The sequence below is a fragment of the Aquabacterium sp. genome (assembly GCF_029946005.1).
GTDB lineage: Bacteria > Pseudomonadota > Gammaproteobacteria > Burkholderiales > Burkholderiaceae_C > Aquabacterium.
Genome location: NZ_JAQSDR010000032.1, coordinates 158,625 through 172,994, shown reverse-complemented (window position 1 = coordinate 172,994; position 14,370 = coordinate 158,625). Strand labels below are relative to the sequence as shown.

The 14,370-nt window shown below is 62.2% G+C and carries 13 protein-coding genes; 7 read left to right on the top strand and 6 right to left on the bottom strand.

Translation table 11 applies throughout. The annotated features are described in order from the left end of the window. From PSV38_RS15880 to tsaD, 3 genes are all read right to left on the bottom strand, one after another. Positions 1–1,580, bottom strand: a 1,580-nt coding sequence (locus PSV38_RS15880) for a polyribonucleotide nucleotidyltransferase (RefSeq protein ID WP_300549063.1), incomplete at its 3' end; no start/stop codon positions are given. A 251-nt stretch (positions 1,581–1,831) separates the two neighbouring features. After that, positions 1,832–2,101 (bottom strand): 30S ribosomal protein S15, encoded by a 270-nt coding sequence (gene rpsO / locus PSV38_RS15875; protein ID WP_300549061.1) that lies wholly within the window; start codon positions 2,099–2,101, stop codon positions 1,832–1,834. Positions 2,102–2,224: 123 nt separating this feature from the next. Then, positions 2,225–3,307: a tRNA (adenosine(37)-N6)-threonylcarbamoyltransferase complex transferase subunit TsaD gene (gene tsaD / locus PSV38_RS15870; protein ID WP_300549059.1), complete on the bottom strand. Its 1,083-nt coding sequence runs from the start codon at positions 3,305–3,307 to the stop codon at positions 2,225–2,227. A gap of 106 nt (positions 3,308–3,413) precedes the next feature. Here tsaD and PSV38_RS15865 point away from each other — a divergent pair, with 106 nt between their 5' ends. From PSV38_RS15865 to PSV38_RS15850, 4 genes are all read left to right on the top strand, one after another. Then, positions 3,414–4,049, top strand: coding sequence for an ANTAR domain-containing protein (locus PSV38_RS15865; RefSeq protein ID WP_300549057.1), 636 nt, complete (start codon positions 3,414–3,416; stop codon positions 4,047–4,049). Positions 4,050–4,336: 287 nt separating this feature from the next. Next, positions 4,337–5,560, top strand: coding sequence for a CmpA/NrtA family ABC transporter substrate-binding protein (locus PSV38_RS15860; protein WP_300549056.1), 1,224 nt, complete (start codon positions 4,337–4,339; stop codon positions 5,558–5,560). 24 nt (positions 5,561–5,584) lie between these two features. Next, positions 5,585–6,487, top strand: a complete 903-nt coding sequence (gene ntrB, locus PSV38_RS15855; RefSeq protein WP_300549054.1) for a nitrate ABC transporter permease — start codon at positions 5,585–5,587, stop codon at positions 6,485–6,487. Between the two features lie 25 nt (positions 6,488–6,512). Next, complete coding sequence (locus tag PSV38_RS15850) at positions 6,513–7,313, top strand: ABC transporter ATP-binding protein (protein ID WP_300549052.1); 801 nt, start codon at positions 6,513–6,515, stop codon at positions 7,311–7,313. Positions 7,314–7,419: 106 nt separating this feature from the next. On the opposite strand, the gene lgt is transcribed toward PSV38_RS15850, so the two are convergent. Next, complete coding sequence (gene lgt, locus PSV38_RS15845) at positions 7,420–8,238, bottom strand: prolipoprotein diacylglyceryl transferase (protein ID WP_300549049.1); 819 nt, start codon at positions 8,236–8,238, stop codon at positions 7,420–7,422. 186 nt (positions 8,239–8,424) lie between these two features. Between lgt and PSV38_RS15840 the strand changes: the two genes are divergently transcribed. Both PSV38_RS15840 and ilvD read left to right on the top strand, forming a co-directional pair. Next, a complete protein-coding gene (locus tag PSV38_RS15840; RefSeq protein WP_300549047.1) occupies positions 8,425–9,771 on the top strand; it encodes a chloride channel protein in 1,347 nt (448 codons plus the stop codon). Between the two features lie 103 nt (positions 9,772–9,874). Next, entirely contained in the window at positions 9,875–11,557 is a 1,683-nt protein-coding gene (gene ilvD, locus PSV38_RS15835; protein WP_300549045.1) for a dihydroxy-acid dehydratase, read from the top strand. 73 nt (positions 11,558–11,630) lie between these two features. Here ilvD and PSV38_RS15830 read toward each other — a convergent pair whose 3' ends face one another. Further along, positions 11,631–11,888, bottom strand: coding sequence for a TIGR04438 family Trp-rich protein (locus PSV38_RS15830; RefSeq protein WP_300549044.1), 258 nt, complete (start codon positions 11,886–11,888; stop codon positions 11,631–11,633). A gap of 109 nt (positions 11,889–11,997) precedes the next feature. Here PSV38_RS15830 and PSV38_RS15825 point away from each other — a divergent pair, with 109 nt between their 5' ends. After that, a complete protein-coding gene (locus tag PSV38_RS15825; RefSeq protein ID WP_300549042.1) occupies positions 11,998–12,312 on the top strand; it encodes a c-type cytochrome in 315 nt (104 codons plus the stop codon). Positions 12,313–12,408: 96 nt separating this feature from the next. Here the strand turns inward: PSV38_RS15825 and PSV38_RS15820 are convergent, their stop codons facing one another. Further along, positions 12,409–14,256, bottom strand: a complete 1,848-nt coding sequence (locus tag PSV38_RS15820; protein WP_300549041.1) for an MFS transporter — start codon at positions 14,254–14,256, stop codon at positions 12,409–12,411. Between the last annotated feature and the right edge of the window lie 114 nt (positions 14,257–14,370).

Below are 14,370 nucleotides of genomic sequence, written 5' to 3'. Positions count from 1 at the left end.
TGCGCCAGCGCCACTTGCATGATTTCCTTGGTGATGCCCTGGATCTTGATGTCCATCTGCAGGGCGGTCACGCCACCGGTGGTGCCGGCGACCTTGAAGTCCATGTCACCCAGGTGATCTTCATCGCCCAGGATGTCGGTCAACACGGCGAAGCGGTTGTCTTCCTTGATCAGGCCCATGGCGATGCCTGCCACGTGTGCCTTCATGGGGACGCCAGCGTCCATCATGGCCAGGCAGCCGCCGCAGACCGACGCCATCGACGAGGAGCCATTGGACTCGGTGATTTCGGAGACGACGCGCACGGTGTAGCCGAACTCGTCCTTCGGGGGCAAGACCGGCACCAGGGCGCGCTTGGCCAGGCGGCCGTGGCCGATTTCGCGGCGCTTGGGCGTGCCCACGCGGCCCGTTTCGCCCGTGGCGAAGGGCGGCATGTTGTAGTGGAACAGGAAGGTGTCGCGGAAGTCGCCAGCCAGCGCGTCGATGCGCTGAGCGTCTTGCTCGGTGCCCAGCGTGGCGATCACCAAGGCCTGGGTTTCACCACGGGTGAACAGGGCTGAACCGTGAACGCGGGGCAGCACGCCCGTGCGGATCTCGATGGGGCGCACGGTGCGGGTGTCGCGACCGTCGATGCGGGGCTCGCCAGCCAGGATCTGGCTGCGGACGATCTTGGCTTCGATGTCGAACAGCATGCTGTCGACCTTGACGCCGTCGAACGCGACGCCTTCGGCCGTCAGTGCGGCCTTGACATCAGCGTAGGCAGCGCGTGTGGCTTGCGTGCGGGCTTGCTTGGAGCGGATTTGATACGCGGCGCGCAGCTTCTCGCCAGCGAGACCATCGATTTTGGCGATGAAGTTGTCGTCCTTGGCGGGCGCGGCCCAATCCCAGACGGGCTTGCCGGCGTCACGCACCAGGTCGTGGATGGCGTTGATGGCCACGCGGCCTTGCTCGTGGCCGTAGACGATGCCGCCCAGCATGACTTCTTCGGTCAACTGATCAGCTTCGGACTCGACCATCAGCACGGCGGCGTCGGTGCCCGCCACGATCAGGTCCATCTTGGAATTGGCCAGCTCGGACGGGCCGGGGTTCAGCACGTATTCGCCATTGACATAGCCGACGCGGGCCGCACCGATGGGGCCATTGAAGGGGATGCCGGAGATGGCCAGGGCGGCGCTGGACGCGATCAGGGCGACGATGTCGGCCGAGACGTTGGGGTTCAGCGAAACGACGTGGATGACAATCTGGACTTCGTTGTAGAAGCCTTCGGGGAACAGGGGGCGCAGCGGACGATCGATCAGGCGCGAGGTGAGCGTCTCTAACTCGCTGGGCTTGGCTTCACGCTTGAAAAAGCTGCCAGGGATCTTGCCGGCGGCGTATGTTTTCTCGATGTAGTCGACGGTCAGGGGAAAGAAATCCTGGCCGGGCTTGGGGTTCTTGGCGGCCACGACGGTGGCCAGCACCACGGTGCCCTCAACGTCGGCGAGCACAGCACCGCTGGCTTGACGGGCGATTTCGCCGGTCTCGAGCGTGACGCTGTGGTTGCCCCATTGGAAGGTCTTGGTGACTTTGTTGAACATGCTCATGGGATGGTTCTCCGGTTGAGTGGCACCCCACATGGGGTGCGTTTTTCTTATGCGGCGCCACTGGCGCCGAGGGCCCAAATCACTCTGGCGCGATGCCATTCCATCAGGGCAGCTGGTGCTGCTGGTGCTGCTGGAGCCCTCATGGAATGACAGAGCGTCGCTGGTCGAGTGCCTGGTTTTAAAAAACAAAAAGCCTGTGCTGGAAAAAACCAGACAGGCTTCTTGTCATGGTGCCGATCTTATTGGCAAACTTACTTGCGCAGACCCAGCTTCTGGATCAGGGCGAGGTAACGGTCAGCATCCTTGGCCTTGAGGTAGTCCAACAGCTTGCGGCGGCGACTCACCATGCGCAGCAGGCCGCGGCGACCGTGGTGGTCTTTCTTGTGGGTCTTGAAATGGGGGGTCAGGTCGTTGATGCGTGCGGTGAGCAGGCCCACTTGCACTTCCGGAGATCCGGTGTCGCCCACGCTGCGTGCGTTGGACTTGACGACTTCTGCTCTGCTTTCGAGAGTAATGGTCATGGTGATTTTCTTTCGGTTTCGAATTGAACACTTGCGGCGCCAGGTGAAACCGACCCAGGCCGTGCTATAGATGCCCGCCAAAAAATGGCAAGCCCACGATTATATCGATTTTTGGCAGGGGTGTCAGATCTTTGAAAGATCCCAGCGTGGCTGAACATCGAACACCGCATCGCGGCGCAAAACAGCCGCCCCGGCCTGCAGGCGCATGGCGCCGGCCAAGGCGATCATGGCGCCATTGTCGGTGCACAAATGCATTTCCGGGTAGTGAACCCGAACCCCGCGCCGGGCGCCCGCCTGGTTCAATTGCTCGCGCAGCAGGCGGTTGGCGCCGACCCCACCGGCCACCACGATGCGCTTCAAACCGGTGGTTTTCAGGGCGGCCAGGGATTTCTTGACCAGCACTTCCACGATGGCAGCCTGCGTGGAGGCGGCCAAATCGGCCAGCGGCCCGGCGGGAACATCGGCCAAGGCCTTCGCCAGGGCGATCTCGTCGTCCAGCAGATTCAGTTTTTGCAACTGCGTGCGTACCGAGGTTTTCAGGCCCGCGAACGAAAAATCCAGGTTGCCGCTGTGCAGCATGGGCCTGGGCAGTTCAAACGCCTTGGGATTGCCCAACTCGGCCAGCTTGGACAAATGCGGGCCACCCGGGTAAGGCAGGCCCATGAGCTTGGCCGATTTATCGAAGGCTTCACCCGCCGCGTCGTCCAAGGTCTCGCCCAACAATTCGTAGCGCCCCACCCCGTCCACGCGCATCAACTGGGTGTGGCCACCCGACACGAGCAAGGCGATGAAAGGGAACTCTGGCGGATCGGCCGACAGGAAAGGTGACAACAAGTGCCCTTCCAGGTGGTGAACGCCGATCATGGGCTTGTCCAGTGCCGTGGCCAAGGCGCACGCCACACCCGCGCCCACCAGCAACGCGCCCGCCAGACCAGGCCCACGCGTGTAAGCCACCACATCCACATCGGCCAGCGTGCGATCGCCCTCAAGCATCACCTGGCGCACCAAGGGCACCACGCGGCGGATGTGATCACGCGAGGCCAGCTCGGGCACCACGCCGCCGTAGGCTTGGTGCATGTCGATCTGGCTGTGCAGGGCATGCGACAGCAATTGCACCGGACCTTGCGCCGGGGCGCTCACCAGCGCCACGCCGGTTTCGTCGCAGGAAGACTCGATGCCAAGGATACAAAGGGGGCGTTCAGACATCCCGATAGTTTAGGCGCCCCCCGAATGGCCAAATCGCTGCGGACATTTGCCACGGGTCGGCCACAAGCCCGCCGACGGGCGGCGCGTTTGTTGCATGATCGCGGACATGAATGAAGCCCGCAGCATGCGCCTCGTGATCGTGGCGCCAGAGAACCTCACCGCCGACCCGGAGGCCGATGAATCGGTGCGGGCCGAGGCCGAGCGTTCGCGGATGCTGCGCATTGCCTTGCTCGAGTCAGGCTTCAACATCGTGGCCACATTGCCTGCCGATGTTTTCTTGCCCGAGCGCATTGCCCAGATTCAGCCGGACATGATCGTGGTCGATGCCGAAAGCCAAGGACGCGACATCCTGGAGCACGTGGTGATGGCCACGCGCGGCGAGCGCCGCCCCATCGTGCTTTTTTCAGATGATGAAGACACGACCCATGTACGTGCCGCCATCGCGGCCGGCGTGTCGGCTTATGTGGTGGCGGGCCTGCCGGCCGACAGCATCAAGCCGGTGATCGATGTGGCCATGGCCCGCTTCGAGCACGAAGAAAGCCTGAGGCGTGAACTGGCCGATGTGCGCGGCCAACTGGAAGACCGCAAGGTGGTCGACCGCGCCAAAAGCGTGCTGATGAACCAGCATGGCCTGAGCGAACAAGAAGCCTACACAAGGCTGCGCAAGGCGGCCATGGACAAGGGCCTGAAATTGGCCGAAGTGGCGCAACGCCTGCTGGACGTGACCGACATGCTCGGCTGAGCACCCGCTCAAACAGGCGCGCACCAGTTCAGCGCCAAGCCGCCCCGCATCGGGGCAAGAACCTCAAAAAAAACCTGGCACAGCGCTTGCATTCATCACCTGCAAGCGAAATCAACGGCGATTTCGCCACCCCCACTTGAACACCCAATGAAGGGCTGTTCAAGACACCCGACAAAGGCGTCTACCGAAGAGTTCCCGCGTTCACCGCAGGGCTCATCGGCAGGCGCCTTTTTTGTTTGTTGATAGCCAAGAAAGTTGAAGTGACCATGTCCACACAGGATTTCAAAATGTCCCGTCGCTCCATCCTCAAAACCGCCGCGGCCGCCAGCGCTGTGGGCGTGGTGCCCGGCCTGCAATCAGCCGTGTGGGCCGCAGGCTCCGACAAGCCTGAGCTGGAAGAAGTCAAGATCGGCTTCATTCCCCTGACCGACTGCGCCTCCGTGGTGATGGCTTCGGTGCTGGGCTTCGACAAGAAGTACGGCGTCAAGATCATCCCCAGCAAGGAAGCATCGTGGGCCGGCGTGCGCGACAAGCTGGTAAACGGTGACCTGCACATGGCGCATGCGCTGTATGGCTTGATCTACGGCGTGCACCTGGGCGTGGGTGGCCCCAAGAAAGACATGGCCGTGTTGATGACGCTCAACAACAATGGCCAAGCCATCACGCTGTCCAAGAAGCTGGCCGACGCTGGCGCAGTGGACGGCGCTTCGCTGGCGAAAGTCATGCAAAAAGACAAGCGCGAGTACACCTTCGCGCAGACCTTCCCCACGGGCACGCACGCCATGTGGCTGTACTACTGGTTGGCCACGTATGGCATCAACCCGATGAAGGACGCCAAGGTCATCACGGTGCCGCCTCCGCAAATGGTGGCGAACATGCGCGTGGGCAACATGGACGGCTACTGCGTGGGCGAGCCCTGGGGCCACCGCGCCATCATGGACGGCATCGGCATCACCGCCGTCACCACGCAGGACATCTGGAAGGACCACCCCGAGAAGGTGCTGGGCACCACGGGCGACTTCGTCAAGAAATACCCCAACACCGCCCGCGCCGTGATGATGGCCATCCTGGAAGCCAGCCAGTGGATCGACGCCGGCCTGCAGAACAAGCTGAAGATGGCCGACACAATCGCCGCCAAGTCGTATGTGAACACCAGCGCCGATGCGATCAACCAGCGCATCCTGGGCCGCTACCAGAACGGCCTGGGCAAGACCTGGGACGACCCCAACCACATGAAGTTCTTCAACGACGGGAAGGTCAACTTCCCGTACCTGAGCGATGGCATGTGGTTCCTGACGCAGCACAAGCGTTGGGGCTTGCTCAAGGACCACCCCGACTACCTGGCCGTGGCCAAGCAGATCAACCAGATCGACTTGTACAAGCAGGCAGCGAGCGGTTTGAAGATGAGCGTGCCCAAGGACGTCATGCGCACCAGCAAGCTGATCGATGGCACCGTGTGGGACGGTACGAATCCTGCGAAGTACGCCGACAGTTTCAAGATCAAAGCCTAAGTCAGGTCAGCAAAGGAGTCCACCATGGTCAGTGCCGTGTTTCACAGTCCCCTCGATGCCAGCGAGGCCCTCAAGGCTTCGAAGGCAGCCGCCGCTTCTTCAGGGTCCACACCAGCGGCCACACCGAAGGCTCCCGCCAATATCGCTGCCCTGCCCTTTGACTGGTCAGGGTTGCTGATGAAGGTGGTGCCGCCCCTGTTCGGTGCGGGCCTGCTGATCGGCATCTGGGCTTTGCTGACCATGAACAGCACCACCTTCCCGACGCCCGCGGCCACGTGGACGGAGGCCGTGAAGCTGTTCTCGGACCCTTTCTACCAAAACGGCCCCAATGACCAGGGCCTGGGCTGGAACATCTGGTACTCGCTGAAACGGGTAGCGCTGGGCTTTGGCCTGGCGGCGCTGGTCGGCATCCCGATGGGCTTCATCATCGGGCGCTTCACCTTCGTCAGCAACATGCTGAACCCGATCATCAGCCTGCTGCGCCCGGTGTCGCCTCTGGCTTGGCTGCCGATTGGTCTGATGGTGTTCAAGTCGGCCGACCCGGCCGCCATCTGGACCATCTTCATCTGCTCTATCTGGCCCATGATCATCAACACCGCTGTGGGCGTGCAACGTGTGCCCGAGGACTACCTGAACGTGGCCAAGGTGCTGAACCTGAGCGAGTGGAAGATCGTCACCAAGATCCTGTTCCCCTCGGTGCTGCCGTACATGCTGACCGGCGTGCGCCTGTCGGTGGGCACGGCCTGGTTGGTGATCGTGGCCGCTGAAATGCTGACCGGCGGCGTGGGCATCGGCTTCTGGGTCTGGGACGAGTGGAACAACCTCAACGTGGCCCACATCATCATCGCGATCTTCGTCATCGGCATCGTTGGCTTGCTGCTTGAACAGCTGCTGATGCTGGTCGCCAAGCGCTTCAGCTACGAATAACCCGACCCCCTTCAGGAGCCCCAACATGAGTCAATTCATCGACATCCACGGCGCCGAAATGGTGTTCCACACCAAAAAAGGGCATTTCCACGCCTTGCGCGACATCAACCTGGGCATCGACAAAGGCGAATTCGTGACCCTGATCGGTCACTCGGGCTGCGGCAAGTCCACCTTGCTGAACCTGATCGCCGGGCTGATCCGGCCCACCGAAGGCGCCTTGGTCTGCGACAACAAGGAGATCAATGCACCCGGGCCGGAACGTGGCGTGGTGTTCCAGAACCATTCGCTGCTGCCCTGGCTGACCTGCTTTCAGAACGTCTACCTGGCGGTGGAGCGTGTGTTTGGTGCCAAGGAGACCAAGGACCAGCTCAAAAAGCGCACGATCGATGCACTGGAGCTGGTGGGGATGGGCCACGCCATTGCCAAGCGCCCGCAAGAGATCTCGGGTGGCATGAAGCAACGTGTGGGCATTGCCCGTGCACTGGCCATGGAACCCAAGGTTTTGTTGATGGACGAGCCCTTTGGCGCGCTGGATGCCCTGACCCGCGCCCACCTGCAAGACGAGTTGCTGAAGATCGTGGCCCGCACCAAGAGCACCGTGGTGATGGTGACCCACGATGTGGACGAGGCCGTGCTGCTGTCGGACCGCATCGTGATGATGACCAACGGCCCGGCCGCCACCATCGGCGAGATCCTGACCGTGCCTCTGGCCCACCCGCGCAACCGCGTGCAACTGGCCGAAGACCCGACCTACGTGCACTGTCGCAAGGAAGTGCTGGACTTTCTGTACACCCGCCACGGCGTGGCCGACCGGAAAGCCGCCTGAATCTGGCATGGCCCTTGCGTACAGGATTTGTGATCGCCTGATTCGCCAGAGCCAGGTGGTCTTCCTCAGCGGGGGTCCGTGGGTCCGCGAAAACCTACCGGCCTCTTCACGCCTTCCGATCTTTGGGTCGGAAGGCGTCTTTTTTGGCCGCGACCCAGATCAGGGCGCCTGCCACGACCATGGGCACGCACAGCCACTGACCCATGCTCATGTTCAGTGCCAGCAAACCCAGGAAGTTGTCGGGCTCACGGAAGTATTCGGCCACGAAGCGGAACACGCCATAGCCCATCAGGAACATGCCCGAAACAGCACCGAGTTGGCGAGGTTTGCGGCCATAGAACCAAAGCAGGGCAAACAGGGCCAGCCCTTCCAGACCGAACTGGTAAAGCTGCGACGGATGCCGGGGCTCCATGCTGCCCGAGTCCGGAAAAATCATGGCCCAAGGCAGCGAGGGATCGGCGAAACGGCCCCACAACTCGCCATTGATGAAGTTGCCGATGCGGCCGGCGGCGAGACCCACCGGCACGCAAGGCGCCACCAGGTCGGCCACTTCGAAGAAGGCCCGACCATTCCGCTTGGCATACAGCCACATCGCCGCAATCACACCGAGCAGGCCGCCATGGAAGGCCATGCCGCCTTGCCAGACGGCCAGGATCTCGGCCGGGTGACTCAGGTAGTAACCGGGCTTGTAGAAAAACACATAGCCCAACCGCCCGCCCAGCACCACACCCAGCACACCAAAAAACAGCAGATCTTCCACCTGCTGGCGGTTCCAGCCGGCCTGCGCAAACGGCGCGCGCTTGGCCCGCCAGGTGGCCAGCAGGTAGAACAAGGTGAAGGCCGCCAGGTAGGTCAGGCCGTACCAGTGGATTTTCAAAGGCCCCAGTGCGAGGGCGATGGGGTCAATGTGCGGATGAACGAGCATGTGGGGGTCAGACAAGCCAATGACGTGGTCGAAGAGAAGCCGGGGCGAACGATAACCGATGCAAGGGCCATTGATAGGATGTGGTCATGAACCCAAGCACCCTGCAAATCGTGGCGACAGCCCTGGTCGACATCGCGAAATGTCCATGACCACCCTCTTACCCTGCGCTCAATGCAAGTCCCCATCATGGCCACAGAAGACCACCCCATCCCCGATGCACTGAGGGCCGAATTGTCAGACTGGCGCCGTTGGGTGTCGCGCGTGGTCGTGCTGAGTTTTGCCGCCCTCGCAGGCCTGAGCGTGGTGCTCATGACCCGTTTGAGCGAGCATGCCCTGGAGGTGTTCTTCAAGGTGCAGCAACAGTGGTTCTGGGCACCTTTGCTGTGGACCCCACTGTGCACCGTCGCCGTGGTCTGGTGCACACGTCGGTGGTTCCCAGGGGCGGCCGGCTCCGGCATTCCGCAAGTGATGGCGGCGCTGGACCCCGACACCCCACCAGCACAGCGCAGCCAACTGGTGTCCCTGAGGCTGGCGCTGGGCAAGATTGGCTTGACCTCGGCGGGTTTGATGGCTGGGCTGTCCACCGGGCGCGAGGGGCCGTCGGTCCAGGTGGCAGCGGGCGTGATGCACCATGCCCGCCGCTGGCTGCCGGATGGTTCGGGCGTGAAGAACCACGAGCTGCTGGTGGCGGGTGGCGCCGCCGGGATCGCCGCCGCTTTCAACACCCCGCTGGGGGGAGTGATGTTTGCCATCGAGGAGCTGTCTCGCCACCCCGAGCAACGCCGCAGCGGCTTGTTGGTCGCCGCCATCGTGCTGGCGGGCTTGATCGCCGTGTCCATCGATGGCAACGGCACCTACTTTGGCGTGATCAAGGTGCAGGCGCTGAGCTGGGCCCTGCTGTTGCCCGGCTTGCTGGTCGCCCTGTCGGCGGGCCTGCTGGGGGGCTTATTTTCGCGGCTGGTGATTCAGTCCTTCAGCGGCAACGCGGGCCGTTTCAGCCTTTGGCGCCGGGAGTACCCCTTGCGGTTCGCGGCAGGATGTGGCTTTGCCGTGGCCGCGATTGGCGTGGCCACCGGCGGACTCACCTTTGGCAGCGGCTACGACACCACCAAACAACTGCTGGAAGGCAAGGACACCACGCCCGGGCTGTATGTCGCGCTGCGCTTCCTGGCCACGTGGCTGTCCACCTGGAGTGGCGTACCGGGCGGCATATTTGCGCCCTGCTTGACGATCGGCGCGGGCATTGGCAGCGACATCGCCAACCTGACCGGCCACCCCTCGCAAGCGGCCTTGATCGCCCTGGGCATGGCCGGGTTCCTGGCCGCCGTCACGCAGGCTCCGATCACGGCATTCATCATCGTCATGGAAATGGTGGATGGGCACAGCATGGTGCTCAGCCTGATGGCTTGCGCCCTGACGGCCAGTGGCGTGGCCCGCCTGCTCAGCCCGCCTCTGTATGGCGCGCTGACTGCCAACTACAAAGCCAGTCCACCCACCCAAACGCCCCCGCCCGCGCCTGACCCCGAACGCTGAGCGACAATGCTGTTTTCGCCTCCAGCACCTTGTCGGCCGTTCTCGGCGCGGGTAAGGTGACTGGTCGTTTGCCCCACAGCACCACCCTATAAGCAGATCCGCCATGAGCCTGAACCGCCGCTCGAAGAACATCACCGAAGGCGTCGCCCGCGCGCCCAACCGCTCCATGTACTACGGCATGGGCTACAAAGAAGGCGACTTCGTCAAGCCCATGATTGGCGTGGCCAATGGCCATTCCACCATCACGCCCTGCAATTCCGGGCTGCAAAAGTTGGCCGACGCCGCCGTTGAAGGCATCAAGGAGGCCGGCGGCAACGCCCAGGTCTTCGGCACGCCGACGATTTCGGACGGCATGGCCATGGGCACCGAGGGGATGAAGTACTCCCTGGTGTCGCGCGAGGTCATCTCGGACTGCGTGGAAACCTGCGTGGGCGGCCAGTGGATGGACGGCGTGATCGTCATCGGCGGCTGCGACAAGAACATGCCCGGCGGCCTGATGGGCATGCTGCGCGCCAATGTGCCCGCCATCTACGTGTACGGCGGCACCATCATGCCCGGCCACTACAAGGGCAAGGACCTGAACATCGTCAGCGTGTTCGAGGCCGTGGGCCAGTTCACCGCAGGCAACATGTCCGAAGAAGACTTCTGCCAGATCGAGAAGCGCGCCATCCCTGGCACCGGCTCCTGCGGCGGCATGTACACGGCCAACACCATGAGCTCGGCCTTCGAGGCCCTGGGCATCAGCCTGCCCTACAGCAGCACGATGGCCAACATCGAAGACGAAAAAACCGTCAACACCAAGGAAAGCGCCCGCGTGCTGGTCGAGGCCATCCGCCAGGACATCAAGCCGCGCGACATCGTCACCAAGAAGGCGATTGAAAACGCCGTGGCCGTGATCATGGCCACCGGTGGCTCGACCAACGCCGTGCTGCACTTCCTGGCCATCGCCCACGCCGCCGAAGTTGACTGGACCATCGACGACTTCGAACGCATGCGCAAAAAAGTGCCCGTGCTGTGCGACCTCAAGCCCAGCGGCGAATACCTGGCCATCGACCTGCACCGCGCAGGCGGCATCCCGCAAGTCATGAAGATCTTGCTGAACGCAGGCCTGCTGCACGGCGACGCGCTGACCATCACCGGCCAGACCATGGCCGAAGTGCTGGCCCATGTGCCGGACGAGCCAAGGGCCGACCAGAAGGTGATCCATTCGATCGAACACGCGATTTACGCCGAAGGCCACTTGGCGATCCTGAAAGGCAATCTGGCGCCCGAAGGTTGCGTGGCCAAGATCACCGGCCTGAAGAACCCCGTGATGACGGGCCCGGCCCGCGTGTTTGACGACGAACAATCCGGCCTGGCCGCCATCATGGCCAAGCAAATCAAGGCGGGCGACGTGATGGTGCTGCGCTACCTGGGCCCCAAGGGTGGCCCGGGCATGCCTGAAATGCTGGCGCCCACGGGCGCGCTGATCGGCCAAGGCCTGGGCGAAAGCGTGGGCCTGATCACCGACGGCCGCTTCTCCGGGGGCACCTGGGGCATGGTGGTGGGCCACGTGGCGCCTGAAGCGGCTGCGGGTGGCTTGATCGCCCTGATTCAGGAAGGCGACTCCATCACCATCGATTCGCACCAGTTGCTGCTGCAACTGAATGTGGACGACGCTGAAATCGCACGCCGCCGCGCGCTGTGGAAGGCCCCCGCCCCACGTTACACCCGTGGCGTGCTGGCCAAGTTCGCCCACAACGCGTCCAGCGCCAGCACTGGCGCTGTGCTCGACAAATTTGAATGAAACACCGCGCCTGAATGCTCAAAGCCACCGCGAGGTGGCTTTTTTAATTGGTCGAAAGGGCATCCAGCCTGGGTCAGCGCTTTTTCTTCTTTGGCCCCAAGCCCAGGGATTCCAGGCTTTTCTGGCGCCGAGCATCACGCCTGGCATCGTCCTTGTCCATGGCTTTGCGCTTGGTCATGCCCGAGGCGTCTGCCCAGGCCCACCAGACGGCGGCCAGCGCGAAAGGCAGCAACATGGCCCACCAACGATCAGCCCAGGTCCATTCGCCAATGGGCCCAATGCCTGCAAAATTCATCAGCAGCATGGCCACGCCGATCACGATAAACCACATGCAAAGCCCCTTTAAAAAATAGTCCCGCCGCGGTCAACCGAAACCAGGCCTGTCCGCGTTACTAGAATACTGCTTAGACTTTACTTCACAGATTGCCCGAGGACCCTCCATGAAATTGCTACCTTCGTTGCTGGCTGGCACCGCTTTCGCCGTGGCCGCCTTGTCGCCCGCCCTGGCGAACCAGGAACTGGCCCAGAAAAAAGCCTGCATGGCCTGCCATGGCATGGACAAGAAGATCGTCGGCCCGGGCTACCTGGAAGTGGCGAAAAAGTACAAAGGCCAGAAAGACGCTGAAGCCAAGCTGGTACAAAAGGTGCTCAAGGGCGGTGGCGGCGTGTGGGGCACGATGGCCATGCCCGCCAATGCGCAAGTCAGTGAAGCTGAAGCCAAGCAATTGGTGAAGTGGATCCTGTCGCTCAAGTAAGACCGTCATCGGCGCTCCGCGCCCAGAAAAAAAGCCCCGCATGGCGACCATGCGGGGCTTTTTGCTGGCGTGTGACCGCCAGCCGGACCTTCAACATCAATCGTTGGCGTAGATGTCCACGTCTTTCGTCTCGCGCACAAACAGCAGGCCAATCACGAAGGTGGCACTGGCAATGATGACGGGGTACCACAGGCCGTTGTAGATGTTGCCCGTCTGCGCCACGATCGCAAAGGCGGTGGTGGGCAGCAAGCCGCCAAACCAACCATTGCCGATGTGGTACGGCAAGCTCATCGAGGTGTAGCGGATGCGCGTGGGGAACATCTCGACCAGCATGGCGGCGATTGGGCCGTAAACCATGGTCACGTAGATCACCAGCAAGCTCAGGATGGCCACGATCAAAGGCTTGTTCATCCTCTCGGGATCGGCCTTGGGTGGATAGCCCGCCGTCTTGAGCGCCCCGCCCACCGCCTTCTTGAACTGACCATCGATCACCTTGACTGCTGCGGCCTTGGGATCCTTGTCAAACGCGGCCAAGGCAGCACCAGACTCCTTGGCGTCCTTTTCGGCGGCCTTGAGCTTGTCTTCAGCTTCCTTGTCCATGGCCCCCATGGCCTTCAGATCCTCCAGCTTTTTGGCTGCGGCGTCCTTGCCTTTGATCGCCGCTTCCTTGGCCGCAGCGATGTCAGCCTCGGCCAGCTCGCCAGGGCTGTACACATTGATGAGCGTTTCGCCCACCTTGATCACGGCCGGGGTGCCAGCGGGTGCGTCCAAGTTCTCGTAGTTCACCGAGTTGTTCGCCAGATACTGCTTGGCGATGTCGCAGGAACTGGTGAACTTGGCGGTGCCCGTCGGGTTGAACTGGAACGAGCACTCCTTGGGATCCGCCGTCACCGTCACTGGCGCAGTGGCTTGGGCGTGGGCCAACGCAGGGTTAGCGGCTTCGGTCAAAGCCTTGAACAAGGGGAAGTAAGTCAAGGCCGCGACGAGGCAACCTGCCAGGATGATGGGCTTGCGGCCAATCTTGTCAGACAGCGTACCGAACACGACGAAGAACGGCGTGCCGATCAGCAGCGCGATCGCGATCATGATGTTGGCCGTGGCCCCATCGACCTTCAGCGCCTGGGTCAGGAAGAACAAGGCATAGAACTGCCCGGTGTACCAGACCACCGCCTGACCAGCGACCAATCCAAACAGCGCCAGGATCACGATCTTGAGGTTGCCCCACTGGCCGAAGGATTCCGACAAAGGCGCCTTGGACGTCTTGCCTTCGGCCTTCATTTTCTGGAAAGCCGGGCTTTCGTTCATGCTCATGCGAATCCACACGCTGACACCCAGCAAGGCCAGGGACACCAGGAAGGGAATGCGCCAAGCCCACTCGCCAAAGGCTTCTTCACCGAAGAAGGTGCGCGTGCCCAGGATCACCAGCAACGACAGGAACAAGCCCATCGTGGCCGTCGTCTGAATCCAGGCGGTGTAGGCACCACGCCTGCCGTGAGGCGCGTGTTCGGCCACGTAGGTGGCCGCGCCACCGTATTCACCGCCCAGTGCCAAGCCTTGCAAGAGTCGCAAGACGATCAGGATGATGGGCGCTGCCACGCCGATCGAGGCGTAGTTGGGCAAGATGCCCACGATGAACGTGGACATGCCCATCAACAGAATGGTGACCAGGAAAGTGTATTTGCGCCCGATCATGTCGCCCAAGCGCCCGAAGACCAAGGCGCCGAACGGCCGCACGATGAAGCCGGCGGCAAAGGCCAGCAGCGCGAAAATGAAACCGGACGTGGGGTCCAGGCCCGCGAAGAACTGCTTGGCGATGATGGCCGCCAAAGAGCCGTAAAGGTAGAAGTCGTACCACTCGAAGACGGTGCCCAGACTTGAGGCAAAGATGACTTTTCTTTCCTCCTTGGTCATGGGGGCGGTGGACGCCACTGCGCTTGAAGCCATGGTTTATCTCCTCATCCTTGGAAAATCTAAGCTCTCGTGAGCTATGCACCCCCCAATCTAGGGGGTACGTTTCGATTTGTAATAAGGGGGAATGCTAGTACCGGCTTTTATTTG

Bases quoted from the DNA above. Each gene is read 5' to 3' on its own strand.
- rpsO (WP_300549061.1), bottom strand. From the start codon at position 2,101: ATGACCATTACTCTCGAAAGCAGAGCAGAAGTCGTCAAGTCCAACGCA.
- tsaD (WP_300549059.1), bottom strand. From the start codon at position 3,307: ATGTCTGAACGCCCCCTTTGTATCCTTGGCATCGAGTCTTCCTGCGAC.
- PSV38_RS15865 (WP_300549057.1), top strand. From the start codon at position 3,414: ATGAATGAAGCCCGCAGCATGCGCCTCGTGATCGTGGCGCCAGAGAAC.
- PSV38_RS15860 (WP_300549056.1), top strand. From the start codon at position 4,337: ATGTCCCGTCGCTCCATCCTCAAAACCGCCGCGGCCGCCAGCGCTGTG.
- ntrB (WP_300549054.1), top strand. From the start codon at position 5,585: ATGGTCAGTGCCGTGTTTCACAGTCCCCTCGATGCCAGCGAGGCCCTC.
- PSV38_RS15850 (WP_300549052.1), top strand. From the start codon at position 6,513: ATGAGTCAATTCATCGACATCCACGGCGCCGAAATGGTGTTCCACACC.
- lgt (WP_300549049.1), bottom strand. From the start codon at position 8,238: ATGCTCGTTCATCCGCACATTGACCCCATCGCCCTCGCACTGGGGCCT.
- PSV38_RS15840 (WP_300549047.1), top strand. From the start codon at position 8,425: ATGGCCACAGAAGACCACCCCATCCCCGATGCACTGAGGGCCGAATTG.
- ilvD (WP_300549045.1), top strand. From the start codon at position 9,875: ATGAGCCTGAACCGCCGCTCGAAGAACATCACCGAAGGCGTCGCCCGC.
- PSV38_RS15830 (WP_300549044.1), bottom strand. From the start codon at position 11,888: ATGTGGTTTATCGTGATCGGCGTGGCCATGCTGCTGATGAATTTTGCA.
- PSV38_RS15825 (WP_300549042.1), top strand. From the start codon at position 11,998: ATGAAATTGCTACCTTCGTTGCTGGCTGGCACCGCTTTCGCCGTGGCC.
- PSV38_RS15820 (WP_300549041.1), bottom strand. From the start codon at position 14,256: ATGGCTTCAAGCGCAGTGGCGTCCACCGCCCCCATGACCAAGGAGGAA.